Origin of the sequence: Burkholderia pyrrocinia (genome assembly GCF_022809715.1) — a bacterium.
GTDB lineage: Bacteria > Pseudomonadota > Gammaproteobacteria > Burkholderiales > Burkholderiaceae > Burkholderia > Burkholderia pyrrocinia_C.
Map to the genome: position 1 here is coordinate 2,116,104 of NZ_CP094459.1, position 25,368 is coordinate 2,141,471.

Annotated in this window: 20 protein-coding genes, 1 other RNA gene and 1 pseudogene; 11 read left to right on the forward strand and 11 right to left on the reverse strand. The window is 67.8% G+C overall.

From position 1 onward, the window contains the following. Window positions 1-76: 76 nt before the first annotated feature. The gene (locus tag MRS60_RS09820) at window positions 77-2,425 is read right to left on the reverse strand and encodes a DNA polymerase III subunit gamma/tau (RefSeq protein WP_243564621.1); all 2,349 of its coding nucleotides are present in this window, start codon (window positions 2,423-2,425) and stop codon (window positions 77-79) included. A 127-nt stretch (window positions 2,426-2,552) separates the two neighbouring features. Beyond that, an RNA gene (gene ffs / locus MRS60_RS09825) (signal recognition particle sRNA small type) lies at window positions 2,553-2,651 on the reverse strand. A 389-nt stretch (window positions 2,652-3,040) separates the two neighbouring features. Between ffs and trxA the strand changes: the two genes are divergently transcribed. The 8 genes and pseudogenes from trxA (at window position 3,041) to MRS60_RS09865 (ending at window position 11,637) form a co-directional block, all read left to right on the forward strand. Beyond that, complete coding sequence (gene trxA / locus MRS60_RS09830) at window positions 3,041-3,367, forward strand: thioredoxin TrxA (protein WP_006402348.1); 327 nt, start codon at window positions 3,041-3,043, stop codon at window positions 3,365-3,367. Window positions 3,368-3,561: 194 nt separating this feature from the next. After that, the gene (gene rho / locus MRS60_RS09835) at window positions 3,562-4,824 is read left to right on the forward strand and encodes a transcription termination factor Rho (RefSeq protein ID WP_006478662.1); all 1,263 of its coding nucleotides are present in this window, start codon (window positions 3,562-3,564) and stop codon (window positions 4,822-4,824) included. A 132-nt stretch (window positions 4,825-4,956) separates the two neighbouring features. Next, window positions 4,957-5,457 carry a MerR family transcriptional regulator gene (locus MRS60_RS09840; protein ID WP_034181270.1) on the forward strand — a complete coding sequence of 167 codons (501 nt, stop codon included), beginning with the start codon at window positions 4,957-4,959 and terminating at the stop codon, window positions 5,455-5,457. Then, window positions 5,454-7,010 carry an MFS transporter gene (locus MRS60_RS09845; RefSeq protein ID WP_034181269.1) on the forward strand — a complete coding sequence of 519 codons (1,557 nt, stop codon included), beginning with the start codon at window positions 5,454-5,456 and terminating at the stop codon, window positions 7,008-7,010. The genes MRS60_RS09840 and MRS60_RS09845 overlap by 4 nt, the downstream gene beginning before the upstream one ends. Before the next feature lie 38 nt (window positions 7,011-7,048). Then, window positions 7,049-7,882 carry a zinc-dependent peptidase gene (locus tag MRS60_RS09850; protein WP_131947881.1) on the forward strand — a complete coding sequence of 278 codons (834 nt, stop codon included), beginning with the start codon at window positions 7,049-7,051 and terminating at the stop codon, window positions 7,880-7,882. 157 nt (window positions 7,883-8,039) lie between these two features. Next, complete coding sequence (locus tag MRS60_RS09855; RefSeq protein WP_006753671.1) at window positions 8,040-8,300, forward strand: type B 50S ribosomal protein L31; 261 nt, start codon at window positions 8,040-8,042, stop codon at window positions 8,298-8,300. Between the two features lie 145 nt (window positions 8,301-8,445). Then, a complete protein-coding gene (locus MRS60_RS09860; RefSeq protein WP_105392279.1) occupies window positions 8,446-10,278 on the forward strand; it encodes an ArnT family glycosyltransferase in 1,833 nt (610 codons plus the stop codon). A 2-nt stretch (window positions 10,279-10,280) separates the two neighbouring features. Beyond that, window positions 10,281-11,637: pseudogene (locus tag MRS60_RS09865) on the forward strand (MATE family efflux transporter). Between the two features lie 11 nt (window positions 11,638-11,648). Here the strand turns inward: MRS60_RS09865 and lipA are convergent. The 6 genes from lipA to MRS60_RS09895 form a co-directional block, all read right to left on the reverse strand. Further along, complete coding sequence (gene lipA / locus MRS60_RS09870) at window positions 11,649-12,614, reverse strand: lipoyl synthase (protein ID WP_034181265.1); 966 nt, start codon at window positions 12,612-12,614, stop codon at window positions 11,649-11,651. A gap of 2 nt (window positions 12,615-12,616) precedes the next feature. Continuing rightward, entirely contained in the window at window positions 12,617-13,732 is a 1,116-nt protein-coding gene (locus MRS60_RS09875) for an acetoin dehydrogenase dihydrolipoyllysine-residue acetyltransferase subunit (RefSeq protein WP_105392281.1), read from the reverse strand. A 4-nt stretch (window positions 13,733-13,736) separates the two neighbouring features. Continuing rightward, the gene (locus tag MRS60_RS09880) at window positions 13,737-14,741 is read right to left on the reverse strand and encodes an alpha-ketoacid dehydrogenase subunit beta (protein WP_034181263.1); all 1,005 of its coding nucleotides are present in this window, start codon (window positions 14,739-14,741) and stop codon (window positions 13,737-13,739) included. 54 nt (window positions 14,742-14,795) lie between these two features. Then, the gene (locus MRS60_RS09885) at window positions 14,796-15,779 is read right to left on the reverse strand and encodes a thiamine pyrophosphate-dependent dehydrogenase E1 component subunit alpha (RefSeq protein ID WP_072437215.1); all 984 of its coding nucleotides are present in this window, start codon (window positions 15,777-15,779) and stop codon (window positions 14,796-14,798) included. A gap of 77 nt (window positions 15,780-15,856) precedes the next feature. Beyond that, on the reverse strand, window positions 15,857-16,633 hold the full coding sequence (locus MRS60_RS09890; protein ID WP_243564622.1) for an SDR family NAD(P)-dependent oxidoreductase: 777 nt from the start codon (window positions 16,631-16,633) through the stop codon (window positions 15,857-15,859). 59 nt (window positions 16,634-16,692) lie between these two features. Next, entirely contained in the window at window positions 16,693-17,751 is a 1,059-nt protein-coding gene (locus tag MRS60_RS09895; RefSeq protein WP_131947877.1) for an ATP-NAD kinase family protein, read from the reverse strand. Between the two features lie 537 nt (window positions 17,752-18,288). On the opposite strand from MRS60_RS09895, the gene MRS60_RS09900 reads away from it, so the two are divergent. Then, window positions 18,289-20,205, forward strand: coding sequence for a sigma-54-dependent Fis family transcriptional regulator (locus MRS60_RS09900; RefSeq protein ID WP_243564623.1), 1,917 nt, complete (start codon window positions 18,289-18,291; stop codon window positions 20,203-20,205). A 19-nt stretch (window positions 20,206-20,224) separates the two neighbouring features. Here the strand turns inward: MRS60_RS09900 and MRS60_RS09905 are convergent, their stop codons facing one another. Together MRS60_RS09905 and MRS60_RS09910 are read right to left on the reverse strand one after the other, a co-directional pair. Next, window positions 20,225-20,659, reverse strand: a complete 435-nt coding sequence (locus tag MRS60_RS09905; protein WP_034181259.1) for a carboxymuconolactone decarboxylase family protein — start codon at window positions 20,657-20,659, stop codon at window positions 20,225-20,227. Then, complete coding sequence (locus tag MRS60_RS09910; RefSeq protein WP_105392284.1) at window positions 20,643-21,104, reverse strand: MerR family transcriptional regulator; 462 nt, start codon at window positions 21,102-21,104, stop codon at window positions 20,643-20,645. The genes MRS60_RS09905 and MRS60_RS09910 overlap by 17 nt, the downstream gene beginning before the upstream one ends. Before the next feature lie 285 nt (window positions 21,105-21,389). Here MRS60_RS09910 and MRS60_RS09915 point away from each other — a divergent pair, with 285 nt between their 5' ends. Together MRS60_RS09915 and MRS60_RS09920 are read left to right on the forward strand one after the other, a co-directional pair. Next, a complete protein-coding gene (locus MRS60_RS09915) occupies window positions 21,390-21,989 on the forward strand; it encodes a ComEA family DNA-binding protein (RefSeq protein ID WP_105392285.1) in 600 nt (199 codons plus the stop codon). 88 nt (window positions 21,990-22,077) lie between these two features. Next, entirely contained in the window at window positions 22,078-22,509 is a 432-nt protein-coding gene (locus MRS60_RS09920; RefSeq protein ID WP_105392286.1) for a YidB family protein, read from the forward strand. A 129-nt stretch (window positions 22,510-22,638) separates the two neighbouring features. Here the strand turns inward: MRS60_RS09920 and clpB are convergent, their stop codons facing one another. Further along, window positions 22,639-25,236: an ATP-dependent chaperone ClpB gene (clpB, locus tag MRS60_RS09925; RefSeq protein WP_034181255.1), complete on the reverse strand. Its 2,598-nt coding sequence runs from the start codon at window positions 25,234-25,236 to the stop codon at window positions 22,639-22,641. Window positions 25,237-25,368: the final 132 nt, after the last annotated feature.

Below are 25,368 nucleotides of genomic sequence, written 5' to 3' on the forward strand. Positions count from 1 at the left end.
TCGTGTGAAAACCGGCACGCCGAGCGTGCCGGCCAGTGTGTGCGGGCGTGATTGTGCCTGTCGCGGTGCGGTCAGTTCAATGCAGCGTCGGCGGCGGGCCGTCCGGCGCCGAATCGGCGAGCGGACGCACCGAGCCCTCGACGATGCGCGCACCGAAGTCGCGCACGAGCTGCTGGACGAACGGGTCGCCGTGAATCTCCTGCTCGGCCTCGCGCTGGCGCGCCGCGCGCGCGGCGGCATCGAGAGCCGCCGCCGTGCGTCGTGCAGGCCCGACCTCGACCGCCACTTCGACCGGCTTGCCGAGCGCATCGGCCAGCGCGGCCTTCAGCTTCGCGACCTGCGCGGCGTCCGCGTACTGCGGCACCGGCACGGAAAGTTTCAATGTCGTCGCATCGACGGCCGTCAGTTCGCTGTTGAACGCGAGCTGGTATGCGACGCCCTTGAGCGGCAGCCGCGCGGCCAGCGCCGGCCATTCGCCGTCGAAACCGACCGGATCGAGCGCGATCGCGGGCGGCAACGGCCGCGTGTCGACCGGTGCGGCCGGACGCGCTTCCGCCAGCTGCGGCGCCACGCGCACATCGTCGGGACCGCTGTCGAACACGGGGACGAAGCCATCGTCGGGCCCGCCGAACATCTCGTCGGCGCTGAGCGGCACGTAGTCGTCCGGCGGGATGTCCTCCCACGGCGGCGAAGCCTGGCGCGAATCGGCCGACTGCGGCGCACGGGCGGCAGCGCGCGGCGTCGGCACCTGCACGGCTGGACGCGGCGCGGCCGGCTTCTCGGCGGCCGGCTGGACCGCCGGCTTCGGGGCAGCGCCTGCCCGCGCACGGTCGGACGACACGCGCATCCCTGCGTTGCGCAGCACGTCGAGCGCGGCGGCGGCACCGCCTGCGCGCGATGCCGGACGCGCGGCGGGCTCGGGCGGCGCAGCGCGCGGCACCGGTTCGGCCGGCGCAGCCGGTTCGTCGTTTCGTTGCGCAACGGCAGCGGCGGCAGGTGGCTCGGGTTCCTTGCTGGCCGGCGGCGGCATATCGCCGGCCGGCGCCGCATTCGCTTCCGACTGCGGCGCCTCGACAACTTGTGCATCAACCGGAGCCGGCGTGGATGCCTGAGCCGCAGCCGGCTTCACGGCCGGCCGGCTCGCTTCGGCGCCGGACTGCGCCGGCGCTGAACGCACGACCGGCGCAACGGAGGCAGCCGGTGCGGCAGCCTGCGGACGCACTGCGTCGGCGGCGGCAGCCAGTACCGGCTTCGCCGCAGCGGCCGAAGCCGCGGCAGCGCGCGGGCCCGGCACTGCACGCGGCACGGACGGCTGGCCGCCCGGCGCACTGCCGGCGGCAACGGCCGGCTCGAACGCGAGCATCCGCAGCAGCGTCATCGTGAAACCGGCGTACTCGTCCGGCGCGAGGCCGAGCTCCGCGCGGCCGACCGTCGCGATCTGATAGAACAACTGCACCTGCTCGGGGCTCAGCGTCTCCGCGAAGCGGCGCAGGTCGGACGCTTCCGGCCATTCGTCGAGCACCGAGCCCGGCGCGAACTGCGCCCACGCAATCCGGTGCAGCAGGCTCGCGAGATCCTGCAATGCGGTCGAGAACGACAGGCTGCGCAGCGACATCTCGTCGGCAATCGCGAGGATTTCCGGGCCGCCGCCGGCCGCGAGCGCGTCGAGCAGGCGCACCATGTAAGTCTGGTCGAGCGCGCCGAGCATGCCCGACACGGCCGACTCGGTCACCTCGTTCGCCGAATAGGCGATCGCCTGGTCGGTGAGCGACAGCGCGTCGCGCATGCTGCCCTGCGCGGCACGCGCGAGCAGGCGCAGCGCCTGCGGCTCGAACGTGATCTGCTCTTCGCCGAGGATCCGTTCGAGATGCGACACGATGTGCCCGGCCGGCATCTGCTTCAGGTTGAACTGCAGGCAGCGCGACAGCACGGTGACGGGAATTTTCTGCGGATCGGTCGTCGCGAGGATGAACTTGACGTGCGGCGGCGGCTCTTCGAGCGTCTTCAGCATCGCGTTGAACGCGTGGTTCGTCAGCATGTGCACTTCGTCGATCATGTAGACCTTGAAGCGCGCATCGACGGGCGCGTACACCGCGCGCTCGAGCAGCGCGGCCATTTCGTCGACGCCGCGGTTGCTCGCGGCATCCATCTCGACGTAATCGACGAAACGCCCCTCGTCGATCTCGCGACAGGCACGGCACACGCCGCACGGCTGCGACGTGACGCCGGTTTCACAGTTGAGTGCCTTCGCGAAGATCCGCGACAGCGTCGTCTTGCCGACACCGCGGGTTCCGGTAAACAGATAGGCGTGATGGAGACGCCCGCCGTCGAGCGCGTGCGTAAGCGCCCTGACGACGTGCTCCTGGCCGACGAGCGAAGCGAAATCCTTCGGACGCCACTTGCGTGCGAGAACTTGATAGGTCATCGGGAAATTGTATCAGTAACGCTGCGTTGCGCCGACACGCGAAACGGTGCGAAAGACGGGCAAAGTGCAGGTAAAACGGAGTGTGACGCGGAAATAAAAAACGCCCTGCGAACGGGGCGAGAAGGAAGGTGACGAGCCCGACCCTCGGCACTGGCGGAAAACGATTGTGGCTGCTTCGTTCCCGACCTGACCAGGTTCACCGCCCCACCATGCGAGGAGGCCCGTCACGGCATATTCTATCACCGCTTGCGGATGAATGCGACCGTTTGTTCGCACCAATGCGAACAACCCTGCCAGCCGGCGCGTGTCCGGCGCCCGGAATCGCTACATATATGCCACCCCCTTGTAATTCGCGAGCCGGCCTCCACCTGCAGGGCACAACGGTCGAACGTCGCGTCGTACCCCTACTCGCGTAGCGGCTACTATCGCTGCCCGCAGCAGATAGCAATTTAGGCTAATATGACGCCCGAACGACCCGCGAGCCGCGGCATGCAGCGCTTACGCCCCTCCTTTCCGGGAGCGGAGTGACCTGCCGCAGCGGCCGGCAGCCTACGGCGGCCGGTACGCCGCAACGCGCAAGCAGGCAGTCCCCGAACCGTAAGAGGTATTGACCCAATGAGCGAACAGATCAAACACATCAGCGACGCATCGTTCGAACAGGACGTCGTCAAGTCCGACAAGCCCGTGCTCGTCGATTTCTGGGCCGAATGGTGCGGCCCGTGCAAAATGATCGCCCCGATCCTCGACGAAGTCGCGAAGGACTACGGCGACAAGCTGCAGATCGCAAAGATCAACGTCGACGACAACCAGGCCACGCCCGCGAAGTTCGGCGTGCGCGGCATCCCGACGCTGATCCTGTTCAAGAACGGCGCGGCCGCCGCGCAGAAGGTCGGCGCGCTGTCGAAGTCGCAGCTCACCGCATTCCTGGACAGCCACCTGTAATACCGGCAGTTCCGCGGACGTGTTGTCAACCGGCAACACGTCCGCCGTCAAGCCGCCGATCGGCCGCTCAAGCGCGAATCGGCCTATGCTAGAATTAAAAAACGTCTACAAGACGCATTTAAGTCTCTGAGCGCTTCCGCTCGCCCTCCTCCCTTATTTCTTTCGTCGCTTCTCCTCCCTGGCGGGTTCTCCGTATGCATTTATCCGAGCTCAAGTCTCTGCACGTGTCCGAACTGATCGAAATGGCCAATGGCCTCGAGATCGAAAACGCGAACCGCCTGCGCAAGCAGGAGTTGATGTTCGCCATTCTTAAAAAGCGCGCCAAGACGGGAGAGACGATCTTCGGCGACGGTACGCTCGAAGTGCTGCCGGACGGCTTCGGCTTCCTGCGCTCGCCGGAAATGTCGTACCTCGCGAGCACCGACGACATCTATATCAGCCCGTCGCAGATCCGCCGCTTCAACCTGCACACCGGCGACACCATCGAAGGTGAAGTCCGCACGCCGAAGGACGGCGAGCGCTACTTCGCGCTGGTGAAGGTCGACAAAGTCAACGGGCAGCCGCCCGAGGCCTCGAAACACAAGATCATGTTCGAGAACCTCACGCCGCTGCACCCGAACAAGCCGCTGTCGCTCGAGCGCGAAATGCGCGGCGAGGAAAACGTCACGGGCCGCATCATCGACATGATCGCGCCGATCGGCAAGGGCCAGCGCGGCCTGCTCGTCGCGTCGCCGAAGTCGGGCAAGACCGTGATGCTCCAGCACATCGCACACGCGATCAAGCAGAACCACCCGGACGTGATCCTGTTCGTGCTGCTGATCGACGAGCGCCCTGAAGAAGTGACCGAAATGCAGCGCTCGGTTGCCGGCGAAGTGATCGCATCAACGTTCGACGAACCGGCCACGCGCCACGTCCAGGTCGCCGAAATGGTGATCGAGAAGGCCAAGCGCCTCGTCGAAATGAAGCACGACGTCGTGATCCTGCTCGACTCGATCACGCGCCTCGCACGCGCATACAACACCGTGATCCCGGCATCGGGCAAGGTGCTGACGGGCGGTGTCGACGCGAACGCGCTGCAGCGTCCGAAACGCTTCTTCGGTGCTGCGCGCAACATCGAGGAAGGCGGCTCGCTGACGATCATCGGCACCGCGCTGATCGAAACCGGCAGCCGCATGGACGACGTGATCTACGAAGAGTTCAAGGGCACCGGCAACATGGAAGTGCACCTCGAGCGCCGCCTCGCGGAAAAGCGCGTGTATCCGTCGATCAACCTGAACAAGTCGGGCACGCGTCGCGAGGAAATGCTGATCAAGCCCGAGATCCTTCAAAAGATCTGGGTGCTGCGCAAGTTCATCCACGACATGGACGAAGTCGAGGCAATGGAATTCCTGCTCGACAAGATCCGCCAGACGAAGAGCAACTCCGAGTTCTTCGATCTGATGCGCCGCGGCGGCTGATCGCCCCGCCCCGCAACGAACGGCCGCCCGCGCATCCTGCCCGGCGGCCGTTTTTCGGCCTCAACCTGAACGTGAACGTACAGGTTGATCTATAATCGCGGCATCGCCCCGACCGACTCTCCCCGCCACCCGATGCCGAACGACGCCTCCACCCCGCTGCTGACCGTGAGCGACGCCGCATCGCGGCTCGGCGTCACGCCGCGCACGCTGAAGTATTACGAAGAGCGCGGGCTCGTCACGCCGTCGCGCAGCGAAGGCCGCTACCGCCTCTACGACGAAGCCGATCTCGAACGTTTCGCGCGCATCCTGCGGCTGCGTGCGCTCGGCTTCTCGCTGCATGGCATCACCGAAATGCTGAAGCGCCCGCTGGAAGAAACGGGCGACGGCCGGCGCCGCTATTCGGATGCGTCGCTGCGCGACATCCGCACCGGCCTCGCCGAGCAGATCGACACGCTCGACCGGCGAATCGCGGCCGTCCAGCGCGAACTGAAGGAAGCCGTCGCGCTGCGCAAGGAACTGCAGCACGACATCGACTACGTCGAGCGGCGTCTCGCCGGCGAAAACCCCGATGCGCTGATCGCGCAGCGGCGGGCCGAAGCCGGCGCGCGGCGCACGCGCAAGGATCGCGAATGAACGCGGTGCCCGGCCGCTCGCCGCTGTGGAGCCGTGCGAACCTGCGCGCGGACCTGCTCCCGTGGGCGCTCGCGCTCGTCACCGGCATCGACTACTTCGACAACGCGGTCTTCTCGTTCTTCGCAAGCTACATCGCGGGCGGCATCAACGCATCGCCCGACGAACTCGTGTGGTCGTCGAGCGCGTACGCGGTCACGGCCGTACTCGGCATCCTGCAGCAGCAATGGTGGGTCGACCGGCTCGGGCATCGCCGCTACGTTGCGGGCTGCATGCTGATGTTCTCGTTCGGTGCGATCGCGGCCGCGCTTGCCGACACGTCGCTGGAACTCGCGTTCGCGCGTGGTTTCCAGGGCTATTTCATCGGCCCGATGATGGGCGCGTGCCGGATCCTGATCCAGATCAGCTTCAAGCCGCAGGAACGGCCGCCCGCGACGCGCGCGTTCCTGATCATGATCCTGCTCGGCAGTGCGCTCGCGCCGATCGTCGGCGGGCTGCTCGTCGCGCATTCGACATGGCGCGCGCTGTTCGCGTGCACGGCGCCCGCCGGCATCGCGTTCGCGATCCTTGCGCTGCTCACGCTGCCCGATTCGGGCCGGACACCCGACGACGAACGCGGCTCCGGACACTTCTGGCCGTATGTCGTGTTCGCGCTCGCGCAAGGAGCACTGCAGATCGTGCTGCAGCAGGTGCATTACCAGCTCTACAGCGGCTCGCCGATGCTGATCCTGCTGACGATCGCGGGGATCGGCGCACTCGCATGGTTCGCGTATCACCAGTGGCATCACCCGACGCCGCTCGTGCGGCTGCATGCGTTCCGCGAGCGGACGTTCCAGGTCGGGCTGCTGCTCTACATGTTCTATTACTACGAGACGACGGGCTTCAGTTACCTGACATCGCGGTTTCTCGAAGGCGGGCTCGGCTATCCGGTCGAGAACGCCGGGCGCCTGGTCGGCACGATGTCGCTGATTTCGGCCACGGCGCTGTTCGCGTACCTGCGCTACGCGAAATTCGTCACGCACAAGAAGTGGTTCGTCGTGCCGGGGTTCGCGATCGCCGTCACGGCCGCGCTGTGGATGACGCGGATGACGCCGCAGGTCGGCGAAGCCGCGCTGATCGTCCCGCTGCTGCTGCGCGGGCTGCTGCTGCTCTTCATCGTGCTGCCGGTGGCCAACCTGACGTTCCGGATCTTCGCGATCGACGAGTACACGCACGGCTACCGGCTGAAGAACATCGTGCGGCAACTGACGATCTCGTTCGCGACGTCGTCGGTGATCATCGTCGAGCAGCATCGCGTGGCCGTGCACCAGACGCGGCTCGTCGAGCGCGCGAACGTGTTCGACCCGATGTTCCAGCAGACCGTCGACGCCCTGACGCGCAGCTATGCGGCCGCCGGGCATGCGCTGAACGAAGCGCACGGTCTCGCGATCGCCGCCATCGCCCGCATGGTCGCGCAACAGGCGTCGTTCCTCGCGTCGCTCGACGGTTTTTACTTCCTGGCGGGCGTCGCGCTCGTCGGCGGCCTCTTCGCGGCATGGCAAAAAGAGATCGATTGAGTTAAAAGACAGGCTTTGGATTTCCGTCCGCAGCCTCCATGCTATCGAAACTGACCCGCTGGTTCGACGACCGCCGCCGCGACCGCGCGCTGCGCAGCCACCCGATCCCCGACGCGCTGTGGCAGGACACCGTCGAGCGCCTGCCGTTCCTCGCGACGCTGTCGCCCGATGCGCTCGGCCGGCTGCGCGAGCTGACGAGCCTGTTCATCGCGAAGAAATCGTTTTCGACCGCGCACGGGCTCGAACTGACCGACGCGATGATCGTCGCGATCGCCGCGCAAGCCTGCCTGCCGGTATTGAATCTCGACCTGTCGCTGTACGACGGCTGGGTCGGCGTCGTCGTGTATCCGGGCGAATTCGTGATCCGCAAGACCGTGCAGGACGAGGACGGCGTCGTCCACGAGGTCGAGCAGGATGCGAGCGGCGAGGCATGGGAAGGCGGCCCCGTGATCCTGTCGTGGGAAGACGCGCAGATGACGGACGGCCATGACGCGTACAACGTCGTGATCCACGAGTTCGCGCACAAGATCGACATGGTCAACGGCGCGGCCGACGGCTATCCGCCCCTTTTTCGCCGCTGGCACGCGCCGCACCTCGACGCGCAGGCGTGGGCCGACGTGTTCGAACATGCGTACGACCAGTTCTGCGCGCGCGTCGACGCGGTGCCGGAGCGCGCGTGGGCGCGCTTCGAGCGGGAATCGCTGATCGATCCCTATGCGGCCGACCACCCGTCGGAATTCTTCGCGGTGTGCAGCGAGGCGCTGTTCGTGCGGCCGAAAGCGTTCGAGTCCGAATTTCCGGAGTTGTACCGGCTGCTCGCCCGCTATTACCGGCAGGATCCGGCCGGCACCGGCGCGCTCGACGCGCCGTGAAAATTATTCGTCAACCATCTGATTTTCTGGCATAATCGCGGTTTTTCGACCTTAGGCAAGTGGCTCGCGCCGGGCTTGGCGTCGTCTGGTATGCGCAATGTGCGCGCTCCGGCACGGCAAGCGGCGGGTTGGCTACCGCTCTCACCAAGGAAAGACCATGAAAGAAGGCATCCACCCGAACTACCGCGAAGTCGTCTTCCAAGACATGTCGAACGGCTTCAAGTTCATCACGCGCTCGACGATCCAGACGCGCGAAAACATCGAACTCGACGGCAAGACCTACCCGCTCGCCAAGATCGAAGTGTCGTCGGAATCGCACTCGTTCTACACGGGTCAGCAAAAGATCATGGACACGGCAGGCCGTGTCGAGAAGTTCAAGAACAAGTTCGGCGTACGCGCCAGCGGCAAGGCGAAGTAAGCTTCGCACCGCATCCGGTGGTTGCAACGCACCGGTATCGCACAAAAAGGGCAGCCCAGGCTGCCCTTTTTTGTCTCTGCTCGCCGGAAAAGCGCCGGCCGGCGTCCGGGCAACGACCTGACGCGCAGCAGCCGGCGCGTCTACAATGCCGGATGCTCGAAACCGGCTCGACCGCGCGCACCCGCGCCGGCCGCCTGCCCATAACAAAACGCTCATCTGCATGAAGCCTGTCGTCCGTCTCACCGCCTCCGCCACGCGTGCGCTGCCGCGCTGGCTGCTGCTCACGCTCTGCTTCGTCTACGCCGCGTTCGGCCTGTTCGGCCGCGACCCGTGGAAGAACGAGGACGCGGCGGGCTTCGGCGTGATGTGGACGATGGCCAAGGGCGGCTGGCACGACTGGCTGCTGCCGAACCTGGTCGGCAAGTTCATCACGACCGACGGGCCGCTCGGCTACTGGCTCGGCGCGCTGTCGATCCGCGGCCTCGGCCCGTGGGTCGATGCAAGCAATGCGTCGCGCATCGATACGGGCGTGCTGTTCTGCGTCGCGTGCGCATTCGTCTGGTACGCGGCCTACCTGCTCGGCCGGCGCGCCGAGGTCCAACCGTTCAAGTACGCATTCGGCGGCGAGCCGGAACCGCGCGACTACGGCCGAACGCTCGCCGACGGCGCGCTGCTGGTCCTCGTCGCATGCTTCGGCCTCGCGGAACGCGGGCACGAAACGACGCCGCAGGTCGCGCAGTTCGCGTGGATCGCGATGCTCGTCTACGGGATCGTGCGCGGCATCGACAAGCCGATGCAGGGCGCGCTGTGGTGGGGCCTCGCGATCGGCCTCGTCGCGCTGTCCGGCAACCCGGTGCTGGTCGTCGCGCTGCTCGCCGGCACCGCCGCGCTGTGGCTCGTCACGCCCGAGATGCGCAACCTGCGCCTGCCGCTGGTCGGCGTGCCGCTCGCGGCCGCGATCTTCGCGCTGTGGCCGCTTGCCGCGTTCGTCGCGGCGCCCGACGACGCCGCGTGGTTCTTCAACCAGTGGATCCACGGCAGCCTGATGCGCTTTTCGGGCCCGCCGACCGCCGTGCTCGCGTATGCGGCGAAGAACCTGCCGCTGTTCACGTGGCCCGCGTGGCCGCTCGCGATCTGGGCGTGGTGGAGCTGGGCCGGCATGCGCCGCCGCGCGCACATCGCGATTCCGCTGTCGGTCGCCGTGCCGCTCGTCGCGCTCGTGATCCTGCAGAGCCAGCAGTCGAACCGCATGTACATGCTGTTGCTGCCGCCGCTCGCGGTGCTCGCGACGTTCGCGCTGCCGACCCTCAAGCGCGGTGCGATCAACGCGTTCGACTGGTTCGCGGTACTGAGCTTCACGATCCTCGGCACCTTCGTATGGCTCGTGTGGCTCGCGTCGCTCACGGGCTTCCCGCATCCGCTCGCGCGCAACCTCGCACGCCTCGTGCCGGGCTACGAACCGCACTTCAAGATCCTGTCGTTCATCTGCGCGGTGATCGTCACCGTGTGCTGGTGCGTGCTCGTGCGCTGGCGCGTCTCGCGGCAGCCGAAGGTGCTGTGGCGCAGTGTCGTGCTGTCGGGCGCCGGCACCACGCTGATGTGGGTGCTGCTGATGACGCTGTGGCTGCCGATCGTCAACTACGGCCGAACCTATCGCGATGTCGCGCAACAGATCGCGCTGCACCTGCCGTCCGACTACGAGTGCATCTCGCCGGTGCGGCTCGGCGATGCGCAGATCGCGACCTTCGCGTACTTCGGCAACATGCACTTCGATTTCTCCGGCGACTGCGACGTGATCCTGCGCCAGGACCGTTCCGACTTCGGCGAGCCGAGTGCGATGTCGCAATATGTGTGGCGTCTCGTGTGGGAAGGCCGCCGCGTCGCCGACCGCGACGAACGCTTCCGCCTGTACGAGCGCATCGAACGGCCGAAGACGCCCGTCAAGCGGCGCCCGCCGCGCCGCCAGGCGGCCGATTGACGATGTTCGGCGACATCCGCCGGATCGTCGGTCTCGCGTGGCCGGTGCTGGTCGGCCAGCTCGCGATCATCGCGTTCGGCGTGATCGACACCGCAATGGTCGGCCGCTACTCGGCCACCGATCTCGCCGCGCTCGGGCTCGGCTCGTCGATCTACGTGTCGATCTACATCGGGCTGACGGGCATCCTGTCCGCGCTGCAGCCGATCACCGGGCAACTGTACGGCGCGCGACGCTATGCCGAGATCGGCGAGGAAGTCCGCCAGGCGCTGTGGCTCGCGCTGCTGCTCGCGATACCCGGCTTCCTGCTGCTGCATTTTCCCGAGCCGCTGCTGCACATCGCGCACACGCCCGCCGCGCTGCACGACCGCACCGTCGACTACCTGCGCATCCTGTCGTACGGGCTGCCCGCCAGCCTCGTCTTCCGCATCTACAACGCCCTGACCAACGCGGCCGGCAAACCGCGGCTCGCGATGATCCTGCAGATCGGCGCGCTGCTGCTCAAGTTTCCGCTCAACGTATGGTTCATCTTCGGCGGGTTCGGCGTGCCGGCGCTCGGCGGCCCCGGCTGCGGGCTGGCCAGCACGCTGATCAACTGGGCGCTCGCGCTGATCGGCTACACGCTGCTCGCGAAGCTCGACGTGTTCGCGCCGCTCGCGATCTTCTCGCGCTTCTGCTGGCCCGTCTGGGAGCGCCAGAAGGCAATCCTGAAACTCGGCGTGCCGATGGGCCTGTCATACCTGATCGAGGTCACGTCGTACACCTGCATGGCGCTGTTCATCGCGCAATTCGGCACGACGACGCTCGCCGGCCACCAGATCGCCGGCAACATCGGTGCGGTGCTGTACATGACACCGCTGTCGATCGGCGTGGCAGCCTCGACGCTGGTCGCGCGCGCTTGGCGCCGGACGCCCCGAGGAAGCACGGCTGCTCGGCCGGCACAGCGTGATGTTCGCGTGCGGCGTTGCCGCGACATACGGCGTGCTCGTATTCACGCTGCGCCCGCTGATCGTCGGCGGCTATACGCCGAACCCGGCCGTCGCCGCGGCCGCGCTGCCGCTCGTCGCGATCGTCGCGTGCTACCACGTGTTCGATGCGCTGCAGGTCACGTCGGCGTTCGTGCTGCGCGCGTACAAGGTCGCGATCGTGCCGACCGTGATCTATGCGGTCGCGCTGTGGGGCGTCGGACTCAGCGGCGGCTACGTGCTCGGCTTCGACGTCGGCGGCATCGCGCCCGCATGGCTGACGGGCGCGCGCGGCTTCTGGTTCGCGAACACCGTCAGCCTGATGCTCGCGGGCGCCGGGCTCGTGTTCTACCTGCGCCACGTAAGCCGCGCGCACGTATCGACTCAGCCGGCCTGACGCGCCGCCCGCTACGCATCCGCCAGCACGTCGGCCGCGTGATAGGACGACCGCACGAGCGGACCGGCTACGACTTCCCTGAAACCGAGCGCCAGCGCCTCTTCGCGCCACGCGGCGAATGCGTCCGGACTCACGTAGCGCCGCACCGGCAGATGGTGCTCGGACGGCGCCAGATACTGGCCGAGCGTCAGCACGTCGACTTCGTGCGCGCGCAGGTCGCGCAGCGTGTCGCGCACCTCGTCGTCGCGCTCGCCGAGCCCGAGCATCAGCCCCGACTTCGTCACGAGCGTCGGCCGCGCGGCCTTCGCCTGCGCGAGCAGTTCGAGCGAGCCGCGATAGTCGGCGCCCGGCCGCGCCGCGCGATACAGCGACGGCACCGTCTCGATGTTGTGGTTGAACACGTCCGGCCAGGCCGACGACAGCGCGTCGAGCGCGCGCGCGACGCGGCCGCGGAAGTCCGGCGTCAGCACCTCGACGCCGATACCCGGCACGCTCGCGCGCACCGCTGCGATGCACGCGGCGAAATGCGCGGCGCCGCCGTCGCGCAGGTCGTCGCGGTCGACCGACGTGATCACGACGTAGCGCAGCCCGAGCGCCGCGACCGCATCGGCCAGCCGCGCGGGCTCGTCGGGATCGAGCGGCTCGGGACGGCCGTGCGCGACGTCGCAGAACGGGCAGCGCCGCGTGCACAGCCCGCCCATGATCATGAAGGTCGCGGTGCGCTGCGCGAAGCATTCGCCGATGTTCGGGCACATCGCCTCCTCGCAGACGGAATGCAGCCGATGGTCGCGCAGCACGGCCGCCATGTCGGCCACCGCCGCGCTCATCATCGGCCGCGCGCGCAGCCACGGCGGCTTCGGCAGCGCCGCGCCGGCCGCGGGCTCGACGCGCACCGGAATGCGCGCGAGCTTGTCGCGGCTTCTCGCGCCCGGCTGGCCGAGCGCCGTGAGGCTGGGTCGTTCGAGCGCGGCGGCCATCGTCAGTCTCCGAGAAACGCGACGATCAGGCGGTTCACGTCGGCAGCCGCCTCCATCTGCACCATGTGCCCGCTGCCGGCGATCACCTCGGCGCGCACGCCGTCCGGCAAGCCCTGCGCGTGCTGCGCGGGGATCACCTGGTCGCGCTCGCCCCAGATCACGAGCGTGCGCGGCGCGAGCGCCGCGAGCCGCTCGCGGAACACGCGCCGCTGCGCCGCGCCGTCGAACGCGGCGTTCGCGATCTTTTCCAGCGCGGCCTGCACGCCCTCGAGCCGCTTGTACTTGACGAGATCCTCGACGAGTTGCCGCGTCACGAGCGCGTTGTCCGCGAACAGTGCACCGAGGTGCGGCTTCAGCGTGTTGCGGCTGTTGCCGGCGACGAAGCCGTCGATATAGGCACGGTTGATGTCGGTGCCGAGCCCCGCGCTCGCGATCAGCGTCAGCGACGCAACGCGCTGCGGCGCGCGTTCGGCCGCAGCCATCGCGACCGCGCCGCCCATCGAATGGCCGATCAGGTGCGCGCGCTCGATGTGCTGCGCATCGAGCAGCGCGAACACCGTGTCGGCCAGCTCATCGAGGCTGCCCGTGTCGACCGCCTTGCCCGACTCGCCATGACCGGGCAAGTCGAGCGCCCACACGGGCCGGTGCGCGGCGAGATCCGCGTGATTGAACAGCCAGTTGTTCAGGTCGCCGCCGAAGCCGTGGATCAGCACGGCGGGCGTGCCCGCGCCGTCGCCGAGCTTCAGGAAGCGCACCGTGCGGCCGCCGATCTGCGCCTTCTCGGGCTGCGGGCCCGCCGCTTCGTCGGACGCCGCGCTCGGCACGAAATCGCGCTGGAACTCGGCGATCGCCGCATCGATGTCGGCATCGCTCGCCTCGGCCGCCGCGACGACGCCGAGCAGCGCGCCGACCGGCAGCGTCTCGCCCTCCTGCGCGACCTGCCGGCGCAGCGTGCCGTCGAACGCGCATTCGACGCCCGACGAGATCTTGTCGGTCTCGACGTCGAGCACTTCGTCGCCCTTCGTCACGCGTTCGCCGAGCGCCTTCAGCCAGCCGTTGACCTGCCCCTGCTCCATCGACAGCCCCCACTTGGGCATCGTGATCATGTGAATCGACATCGTGTCAGCTCCTCGTCTTCAGGACCGCCTGCGCAATCGCATCGGCGGACGGGATATACAGGTCTTCCAGCACGCTCGCGAACGGCGCGGGCGTATGCGGCGCGGTCACGAGCTCGATCGGCGCCTTCAGCGTTCGGAACGCGCGCTGCGCGACGAGCGCGGCGATGTCGGTCGCGATCGAGCAGCGCGGGTTCGCTTCGTCGACGACCACCACGCGCCCGGTGCGCTCCGCGCTTTCGAGGATCGTCTCCTCGTCGAGCGGCGACGTGGTGCGCAGGTCGATCACGTCGACCTGGATGCCGTCCTTCGCGAGCTTCGCGGCCGCATCCATCGCGAGATGCACCATCCGGCCGTACGTGACGATGGTTGCGTCGTCGCCGTCGCGCATCACGTTCGCCTCGCCGAACGGAATCGCATAGGACTCCTCCGGCACGTCGCCCTCGCGCGTGTAAAGCAGCTTGTGCTCGAGGAAGATCACGGGATCGTCGTCGCGGATCGCCTGGATCAGCAGCCCCTTCGCGTCGTACGGCGTCGACGGGCACACGACCTTCAGCCCCGGGATGTGCGTGAACAGCGACGTGAGCATCTGCGAGTGCTGCGCGGCCGCGCGCAGCCCGGCGCCGTACATCGCGCGAATCACGACCGGCGTCACGGCCTTGCCGCCGAACATGTAGCGGAATTTCGCGGCCTGGTTGAAGATCTGGTCGAAGCACACGCCCATGAAATCGATGAACATCAGTTCCGCGACCGGCCGCATCCCGCACGCGGCCGCGCCGACCGCCGCGCCGATGTAGCCGCCTTCGGACAGCGGCGTATCGAGCACGCGGCCCGGAAACTTGTGGAACAGCCCCTTCGTCACGCCGAGCACGCCGCCCCACGCGTCGTCCTCGCCCGGCGCGCCCGCGCCGCCCGCATTGTCCTCGCCCATCACGATCACGCTGTCGTCGCGCGCCATCTCCTGCGCGAGCGCCTCGTTGATCGCCTGCGAATAAGTGATCTTCCTTGCCATGTCTGTCTCCTGGAATGTTCGGTTCGCCGTGCCGGCTGCAGTGTCAGGCCGCGCTCACGGGTACGACACGTAGACGTCGGTCAGCAGGTCGGCCGCGTCGGGCAGCGGCGCGGCCTTCGCCTGCGCGACTGCGTCGTCGATCAGCGCCTTCACCTGGGCGTCGACCGCGCGCAGGTCGTCGGTCGTCAGCGCCTCGGCGCGCACGACGCGCGTCTCGAAGTGCTTCAGGCAGTCCTTCTCGTCGCGCAGCTTCTGCACCTCGCCGGGTGCGCGGTAGGTCTGCGCATCGCCTTCGAAATGACCGAAATAGCGCGTGAACTTCACCTCGACGAGCGTCGGGCCGCCGCCGTTGCGCGCACGCTCGACGGCCTCGCCGAGGGCTTCGTGCACCGCGAAGAAGTCGAAGCCGTCGACGATCACGCCCGGCATCCCGAACCCGTTCGCGCGATCCGCGATGTTGTCGGTCGCGACCGACCAGCTCGACGACGTCGCTTCCGCATAACCGTTGTTTTCGGCGACGAAGATCGCGGGCAGCCGCCACACCGACGCGAGGTTCATCGATTCGAAGATCACGCCCTGGTTCGACGCACCGTCGCCGAAAAAGCACACGCCGACGCCGCCGGTCTTCCGGTGCTTCGCCGCGAGCGCCGCGCCGCACACGAGCGGACCGCCCGCGCCGACGATCCCGTTCGCGCCGAGCATCCCCATCGACAGGTCGGCGATGTGCATCGAGCCGCCCTTGCCGTGGCAGACGCCGGTCTTCTTGCCATAGATCTCGGCCATCATCCCGCGCACGTCGACGCCCTTCGCGATGCAATGGCCGTGGCCGCGGTGCGTGGTCGCGACGTAATCGGCGAGGCCGAGGTGCAGCATCGTGCCGACCGCGGACGCCTCCTCGCCCGCGTACAGGTGAACGAAGCCGGGGATCTCTCCGGTCGCGAATTCGACGTGCAAGCGCTCCTCGAATTCGCGGATCGTGCGCATCAGCCGGTATGCGTCCAGCAGCTTGTCCCTGCTGAGCTGGGTCGAAACGGTCATGTGTGTCTCCTGGGTAGGTCTGACTGCGAATGCCGCCGCGGCCGTGCCGCGGCGACGGATTGCACGGCCTGCGGCCGTCAGTGGAACGTGAAGCCGCCGTCGACGTTCACGGCCTGGCCGGTCACGTTGTCCATCGTCGCGAAGAACAGCGCGAGCCGGCCCATGTCTTCGGGCGTCTGCGCGCGGCCCTGCGGGATCAGCGTCAACTGGTGCCGCTGCCACGATTCCTCGACCGATTCGCCGTCGGTCTTCCATTCGTCGGACAGCCGGTCCCACATGTAGGTACGCACGATGCCCGGGCAGATCGCGTTGACGGTCACGCCGTCGCGCGCGAGCTCCTTCGCAAGCGCGTTCGTGAAGCCGACGACCGCGAACTTCGATGCGCTGTAATGGGCGAGATTCGGAAAGCCTTCCTTGCCGGCAATCGACGCGACGTTGATGATCCGGCCGCGGCCCTGCGCCTTCAGATGCGCGAGCGCCGCGCGGCAGCCGAGGAACGTGCCCTTCGCATTCACGTCCATCACGAAATCCCAGTCGCGTTCGGTCAGCGCTTCGACCGGATGAATGCTGATCACGCCCGCGCAGTTCACGAGGATGTCGAGCCGGCCGAGTTCGGCGAGCGCCTGCGCGACCATCGCATCGACCTGCACGGCCTGCGTGACGTCTACCTTCGCGACCGCCGCCCGGCGGCCGAGCGCGCGCACCTCGCTCGCGGTGGCATCGAGCGCATCGTCGAGCAGGTCGGCCAGCAGGATGTCGGCGCCCGCGCCGGCGAGTGTCAGCGCAATGCCGCGGCCGATGCCGCGCGCGCCGCCCGTGACGATGGCGACCTGTCCTTCGAGTGGGGCTGTCATGGCAATGTCTCCTTGATGTTCGTTATGGATGTCGAAATGTCGTTCGGAAAAACGGATGCTCAGTTGCGCCATGCGCCGGCATCGCGCAGCAATTGCCGCGAAGACGCGTAGCGCAGCGTGCGGCCGATGTCGACCGTCAGCGGCCCACGCCAGTCGAGCGAAATCTCGTAGCGATCGCCGCGCGCCACCTCGATCTCGCGCTCGCCGTCGAACGCGAGCGTGCCGCGCTCGAACGGGATCGTCTGCCACGCGCCCGGTTCGAGCCGCTCGCAACTGCGCATCACGACTCGGTCGACGCGGCCCGGTGCGATCGGCGCGACGAGCGGCGTGCCGGCCGTCTTGCCTTCGTCTGCGAAGCGCATCGCGAGCCCGTGCGGCGCGCTGCGCTCGAGCGGTGCCCATGCGCCGCCGAGCGCGGACAGGCCGATGCCGTCCGGTTCCGCGAACGTCAGGTAGAGCGAGTCGATGTCGTCGGGCCCCGAAATCGCACGGGCGCCGATGAAGCGCTGTCGCGCCGCGCACACGTCGACGAGCGCAATCTCTTCGCGCCCCGACTGTGTGCCTGCCACGCAGCGCACGACGAGCCGCTTGTTGCGCGTGAACGCAACCTCGGCCGGCACGGCGCCGGTCGCGGCGAGTCCGGCCGCGACGCCTGCGACGGTCGCCTCGCGATGTTCGGGAAACGCGTTGTTGGTGCCGGTGGACAGCGCGACGAGCGGCGTCGCGCCGCAATGCGCGGCCACCGCACGATGGGTGCCGTCGCCGCCGAGCACGACGATCAGCGCGACTTCCATCCGGTGCAGGTACGCGGCGCCGGCTTGCGTATCGGCGACGGTATCGGTGATCGGCAGGTCGACGAACTCGACCTCGGGCCAGCGCTCGTGCGGCGCGACCGCGCGATGTGTGTCGAGCGCGCGCAGCAGCAGCGTCGCGATGCCCGTCCGGTCGCGCAGCGTCAGCACGCGCTCGACGCCCATCGCGCCGAGGCCGGCCAGCAGGCGCACGATCATGTTCGCCTTCTCCGCCGTCGGAAACACGGATGCATGCGTCGTGAGGCGGCGGATGTCGCGCCCCGATGCGGGGTTCGCGATCACACCGACGGTAACGGGCGTCGTCACGGGTTTGTCTCCATCCAGTTGACCGGCACCGGCGCATTGGCGCCCGCTCCGGCCCTGCCTGTTTCGTCCGCTGCCATCGACGGGCTGCGGATCGTCGTCGCCGACGCGACTGCGCCGGGCTTGCACGTGATCTCTGCAAGCGGCGTGCCATCGTGTGTGCAATGACCGCGAAACCCGCGCCCGCGCTGGCGCGGCGGGCATGCACATGTTCCGGGTTCGCGACCGTGACGACGCAGCGCGCGGCGAATCCGCGCGTGCGTCTCACGCCGTCGTTGCGACGACGCGCTCGTCGCGACGCCTGCGCAAGCGCGCCGCCCTGCCTGCAAACCCTGCGTTGACGCGGCGTGGCGCATGCCGCGACAAGCCGGACGACCGCCGCGTGCCACGCATGCAGGTGTCTCAACCGCGCGAGACGGGGCGAGAGACGCATGAGACGAACGTCTCACGCGTGCTGCGTGCTGCGATGCAATGTGATCCGCCGGACCGGATGTGCTACAAGAACATCGAATTCCCCGCCGTACGGAACCGGAGCCGACCATGCCCTACGCCGTCCCCCAGGCCCAGCACGCCGACCGTGTGCTCGGCGCGCTCGCCGGACGCCTGCCCGCGCCGGCCGATTCCGCGCGCCTCGTGTCGTCGTGGCAACGTTCGCTGGAGCGCTACCGTCTCGACCCCGCTTCGTCGATCGGCCCGCGCGTGCTGACCGCGTCCGAGCTGCGCGAAGTGCGCGACAAGGAGGAAGCCTTCCTGCGTGCGTCGGGCCAGTGCCTGACACGGCTGCACGACATGATCCGCGTCGCCGACTACTGCGTGATGCTGACCGACGCGCACGGCGTGACGATCGACTATCGGATCGACCGCGAGCGCCGCAACGACTTCCGCCATGCGGGGCTGCACATCGGCTCGTGCTGGTCGGAAAGCGAGGAAGGAACGTGCGGCGTCGCGAGCGTGCTGACCGATCTCGCGCCGATCACCGTGCACAAGACCGATCACTTTCGCGCGGCGTTCACGACGCTCACCTGCAGCGCGGCGCCGATCTTCTCGCCGGGCGGCGAACTGATCGGCGTGCTCGACGCGTCGGCCGTCCATTCGCCCGACGGCCGCGACAGCCAGTGCCTCGTCTACCAGCTCGTGCGGCAGAGCGCGGCGCTGATCGAGGACGGCTACTTCGTGCACAGCACCGCGCAGCACTGGATATTGTTCGGGCATCCGAACCGTCACTACGTCGAAGCGCAACCCGAGTGGCTGATCGCGTTCGACGAATGCGGCAATATCGTCGCCGCGAACCGGCAGGCCCGCGACGCGCTGCCGGCGCTGCGCGAACCGCGCCATATCGACGAGATCTTCGATGCAACCGAGATGCCGCTGCGCGATGCCGCGCGGCTCGATACGATCGTCGCGCTGCGGCTGCGCGCGACCGGCGCACCGCTCTATGCACGGCTGCGTGCGCCGCTACGACGCGCCGGCCGCGAGCCCGGCACGGTATCGCGGCGCGCGGGCACCGCGACGCGCCACGTCGGCGCGCTGACGCCGTTCCTGCACAGCAGCGACACGCATATCGCGCAACAGGCGGAACTCGCGCTGCGCGTCGCGAGCAAGCGGCTGCCGATTCTCGTGCTCGGCGAAACCGGTGCGGGCAAGGAAGTGTTCGCGCGCGCGATTCACGATGCCGGTGCGCGGCGCGCGCGGCCGTTCGTCGCCGTCAATTGCGGCGCGCTGCCGGAAGCGCTGATCGAGAGCGAACTGTTCGGCTATGCGGCCGGCGCGTTCACCGGCGCGCGCAAGCACGGCGCACGCGGCAAGATCGCGCTTGCCGACGGCGGCACGCTGTTTCTCGACGAAATCGGCGACATGCCGCTCGCGCTGCAGACACGGCTGTTGCGCGTGCTCGCCGACGGCGAGGTCGTGCCGCTCGGCAGCGATACGCCGGTGCGCGTCGACCTCGACGTGATCTGCGCGACGCACCGCGATCTCGCGCGCATGGTGGCTGACGGCACGTTCCGCGAAGATCTGTATTACCGGCTGAGCGGCGCGACGTTCGAACTGCCGCCGCTGCGCAAGCGCGCAGACGTGCGCGACGTGATTGCCGCCGTGTTCGCCGAGGAAGCGCAGGCGACCGGCCACGTCCTCACGCTCGACGCGACGCTCGCCGAACAGCTCGCCGCCTATCCGTGGCCCGGCAACGTGCGGCAGTTGCGCAACGTGCTGCGCTATGCGTGCGCGGTGTGCGACGCCGCGCGCGTGACGCAGCGCGACCTGCCGGCCGACCTCGCCGCGCAGCTCGGCGGCGCCCCGGCCGGCGCACTGCCCGACGACGAACGCGGCCGCATCGTCGCGGCGCTCACCGCGCACCGCTGGCGGCCCGACGCGGCCGCGCAGGCGCTCGGCATCTCGCGCGCGACGCTGTACCGGCGGATCGCGAAACACCGGATCGTCGCGCCGCACCGCGCGTGACGAGCCGGCGCGACCGCCATCACGCGGCCTGCGCTGCCGCTTCGCTTGCTTTCCCGGCCTCACCGGCCGCTTCGTCGCGCCGCACGAACACCTCGTGCGCGGCGAACAGCGCGTTCAGCGCGGCCGGGAAACCCGCGTAGATGGCCACCTGCATGAACACCTCGACGATCTCGTCGCGCGTGCAGCCGACGTTCAGCGCGGCCTCGATATGCACCTTCAGTTGCGGCTGTGCGTTGCCGAGCGCGGCCAGCGCCGCGATCGTCGCGATCTCGCGTGCTTTCAGGTCGAGCTGCGGCCGGCTGTAGATGTCGCCGAAACTGAACTCGACCAGGAGCCGCCCGAAATCCGGCGCGATCGGTGCAAGCGCCGCGATCACGCGTTCGCCCACTTCGCCGTCGATTTCCTTCAGTTTGTTCCAGCCGCGCGTATAACGATCTTCAACGAGTTGTTCCATCGTGTCCGTCCTGTTCCGATTGAGAGTGAGAAGGTGTCGCCCGTCGTTCCGTATCGCGTTCCCGCGCCTCGTAGTACGCGATCTTGTCGCCGATCGCGTCGAGGCTCGCCTGCAGCTCCGCGATATGCGCGCGCACCGCGTCGCGATGCGCAACCAGCAACCGCCGCCGCGCGCCGAACGTCGGCTCGCCTTGCGCGCGCAGCGCCGCGAACTGCTGCATCTGCGCGATCGGCATGCCGGTCGCCTTCAGGCGCATCACGAACGCCAGCCAGTCAAGGTCGGCCGGCGCATAGAGCCGGTGCCCGGCCGCCGTGCGCGAAATCGCGCGCAGCAGGCCGGCCTGCTCGTAATACCGCAACGTATGCGTCGACACGCCGGTCAGCTCGGCGACTTGCCCGATCGTCAGCGGACCGGCGGCGGAAGGTTTGGATACGGTTTTCGACATGGCAGGAACAAGGTTAGGAGTTAGAGCTAACTCTAAGTCAAGCACTATCGAACGGCCAGCGCGACGACAACCCGCAACGCCCCTCGACACCGTAAAGAATGGTCAAAACCGCCGCCCGGCGCGGCTTTCGGCCTTTACAGCGACGCAAGCCTTCAGCAAGATTCGGTCAGCCTGTCTTAAAAAGGGCACGCATTTGTCCTATGCTTAACGGCGACGCCCGGCCAGGTCTCGCCCCGCCGTCCGTTGCAACAGCCATTCATCCGTCAGAACCAGGGAGCCTTTGCCATGCTGAAAAAGCTGCTGATGCTGTTCGTCGCGCTATCGCTGTCGCTCGCCGCAGGCTTTGCCGCGGCCGTCGAAGTCAACACGGCCGACCAGGCCGCGCTCGAAGCCGTGAAGGGTCTCGGGCCCGTCAAGTCGAAGGCGATCATCGACGAACGCACCAAGAACGGCCCATTCAAGGACGCCGACGATCTCGCAAATCGGGTGAAGGGTCTCGGCACGAAATCGGTCGGGCATCTCGAGGAAAACGGCCTGACGATCGGCGGCTCGTCGACGCCGCCGAAAGGCGTGAAGCTGTCGAAGCCGGCCGCGACGACGTCGGCAACGACGTCGACAGGCACCGCATCGACGTCCACGACCGCGACGGCCGGCACGACGGCCACGGCGCCGGCCCCGGCGGCAAGCGCGCCGGATGCGGCCGCGAAGCCGGCCAAGACCAAGCGCGCGTCTAAGAAGGAAAAGGCGGCAGCGGCCGCAGCGGCATCCGCCGACGCGGGTGCGAGCGCACCGGCCGCAGCGTCGTCCGCGAAGGCGGCGAAGGGTTCGAAGAAAAAGAGCAAGAAGGACAAGGCAGCCTCCGCCGCCGCGGCGTCGGGCGCCTGATGTGCGCCGCGCGCGCGACGGCGTGCGCGCGGCATTCGTTCAACGGGCGCCCTTATTGCGGCGCCCTTATCGGTAAAGGTGAAGAATCATGGGTCTCCTCGACATCGTCGGCGGTCTGATCGGCGGCCAGGCCGGCGGCAACTCGCAAAGCGCACTGATCACGACCGCGCTCGAATTCATCAACAACCAGCCGGGCGGCCTGAACGGGCTGATCGAGAAGTTCCAGAAAGGCGGCGCCGGCGAGGTCATCGGCTCATGGGTCGGCACCGGCGAGAACCAGCCGATCTCGGCCGACACGCTGCAGAACGTGCTCGGCTCGGACGTCGTCGGCTCGCTCGCGAGCAAGATCGGCATCGATCCGGGTCAGGCCTCGTCGATCCTCGCGCAGGTGCTGCCGCACGTCGTCAACAGCGCGACGCCGAACGGCGAAGTGCCGGCCGGCGGCCAGATCGATACGTCGAATGTGCTCGGCACGCTGACGCAGCTCGCCGGCATGTTCGGCGGCAACAAGCAGGCCTGAGCCCGCGCCGCTTCACGGCCCCCGCTTCGCGGCCCAATCGGGCCGCTCCATATGCAAACACCCCGCCGAGGCGGGGTGTTTGTTTTTGCGCGCCCGGCGCGAACCGGGCGTGCGGCCGGTGGCCGGCGTTCAGTGAACGACGCGGTCGAACACGAACTTGCCGTCGTTGACGTCGACCGGAATCACGTCCTTCGGACCGAAGCGGCCCGCGAGGATGAGCTTCGCGACCGGGTTCTCGATCTCCTGCTGGATCGCGCGCTTCAGCGGCCGCGCGCCGAACACCGGATCGTAGCCGACCTTCGCGATCTGCTCGAGCGCCGCTTCCGACACGTCGAGCGCCATGTCGAGCTTCGCGAGCCGGTCGTGCAGACGCGCCAGCTGGATCTTCGCGATCGACTCGATGTTGCTGCGGTCGAGCGCATGGAACACGACGACGTCGTCGATCCGGTTCAGGAACTCGGGGCGGAAATGCTGCTTCACCTCGAGCCACACCGCGTCCTTGATCTCGTCCTGCGGCGCACCGGTCATCGCCTGGATCACCTGCGAGCCGAGGTTCGACGTCATCACGATCACCGTGTTCTTGAAGTCGACCGTGCGCCCCTGCCCGTCCGTCATGCGGCCGTCGTCGAGCACCTGCAGCAGCACGTTGAACACGTCCGGATGCGCCTTCTCGATCTCGTCGAGCAGGATCACGCTGTACGGCTTGCGGCGCACGGCTTCCGTCAGGTAGCCGCCTTCCTCGTAGCCGACATAACCCGGCGGCGCGCCGATCAGCCGCGCGACGCTGTGCTTCTCCATGAACTCGCTCATGTCGATGCGGATCAGGTGCTCTTCCGAATCGAACAGGAACGACGCCAGCGCCTTGCACAGCTCGGTCTTGCCGACCCCCGTCGGGCCGAGGAACAGGAACGAGCCGTACGGACGGTTCGGATCGGCGAGACCCGCGCGCGAGCGGCGGATCGCGTCGGCCACCGCGCCGATCGCCTCATGCTGGCCGACCACGCGCTCATGCAGCTTTTCCTCGATGTGCAGCAGCTTCTCGCGCTCGCCCTGCATCATCCGCGACACGGGAATCCCCGTCGAACGCGACACGACTTCCGCGATTTCCTCGGCGCCGACCTGCGTGCGCAGCAGGCGCGGACGCGTCGGGTTGTGCTGCTCCCGCTCTTCGGCCTGCGTGACCTGCTTCAATTGCGCCTCGAGCTGCGGCAGCTTGCCGTACTGCAGCTCCGCGACTTTCTCCAGCTTGCCTTCACGCTGCAGCCGCGCGATGTCCGCCCGCGCCTTCTCGATCTCTTCCTTGAGCTGCGCGCTGCCCTGCACCGCGGCCTTCTCGACGGTCCAGATCTCCTCGAGGTCCGCGTATTCGCGGCCGAGGCGGTCGATCTCTTCCTCGATCAGCTGCAGGCGCTTCTGCGACGCTTCGTCCTGCTCCTTCTTCACGGCTTCGCGCTCGATCTTCAGCTGGATCAGCCGGCGATCGAGCTTGTCCATCTCTTCGGGCTTCGAATCGATTTCCATCTTGATCTTCGAAGCGGCTTCGTCGATCAGGTCGATCGCCTTGTCGGGCAGGAAGCGGTCGGTGATGTAGCGATGCGACAGCTCGGCCGCGGCAACGATCGCCGGGTCGGTGATGTCGACGCCGTGGTGCAGTTCGTACTTCTCCTGCAGCCCGCGCAGGATCGCGATCGTCGCCTCGACGCTCGGCTCGTCGACGAGCACCTTCTGGAAGCGGCGTTCGAGCGCGGCATCCTTCTCGATGTACTTGCGGTATTCGTCGAGCGTGGTCGCGCCGATGCAGTGCAGCTCGCCGCGCGACAGCGCCGGCTTCAGCATGTTGCCCGCATCCATCGCGCCTTCGGCCTTGCCCGCGCCGACCATCGTGTGGATCTCGTCGATGAAGACGATCGTCTGGCCTTCGTCCTTCGCGATGTCGTTGAGCACGGCCTTCAGCCGCTCCTCGAACTCGCCGCGGTACTTCGCGCCGGCGAGCAGCGCGGCCATGTCGAGCGACAGCACGCGCTTGCCCTTCAGCGTCTCGGGCACTTCGCCGTTGACGATCCGCTGCGCGAGCCCTTCGACGATCGCGGTCTTGCCGACGCCCGGCTCGCCGATCAGCACCGGGTTGTTCTTCGTGCGGCGCTGCAGGATCTGGATCGAGCGGCGGATTTCGTCGTCGCGCCCGATCACCGGATCGAGCTTGCCCGAACGGGCGCGCTCGGTCAGGTCGACCGTGTACTTCTTCAGCGCCTCGCGCTGGCTTTCGGCATCCTGGCTGTGCACCTGCGAGCCGCCGCGCACCGCGGCGATCGCGGCTTCGAGCGCCTTGCGCGTGAGGCCGTGCTGACGCGCGAGCTTGCCGGCGTCGCCCTTGTCGTCGGACACGGCGAGCAGGAACATCTCGCTCGCGATGAACGTGTCGTTGAGCTTCTGCGCTTCCTTGTCGGCCTGGTTCAGCAGCCCGGCCAACTCGCGGCCGATCTGGATGTCGCCGCCCGTGCCCGTGACTTGCGGCAGGCGCGAGATCGCTTCGTTCAGCGCGCCTTGCAGCGCCTGCACGTGAACACCCGCGCGCGACATCAGCGAACGGGCGGAACCGTCGTGCTGCGCGACCAGCGCCGCCAGTACGTGAACGGGTTCGATGTATTGATTGTCGCGGCCTGCCGCAAGGCTTTGCGCGTCCGCGAGTGCTTCCTGGAACTTGGTGGTGAGCTTGTCGATTCTCATTTTGTCGAGACCTCCAATTTTCGATTAACACCAAGATGAGGATGGTTATGCGCCTTTCAAGCGAAATTCGGGTTGATTCAGCGCAAAAAGTCGCTGGATGGCAATGCCGCGGCCGAGAGGCGGGACGCAGCC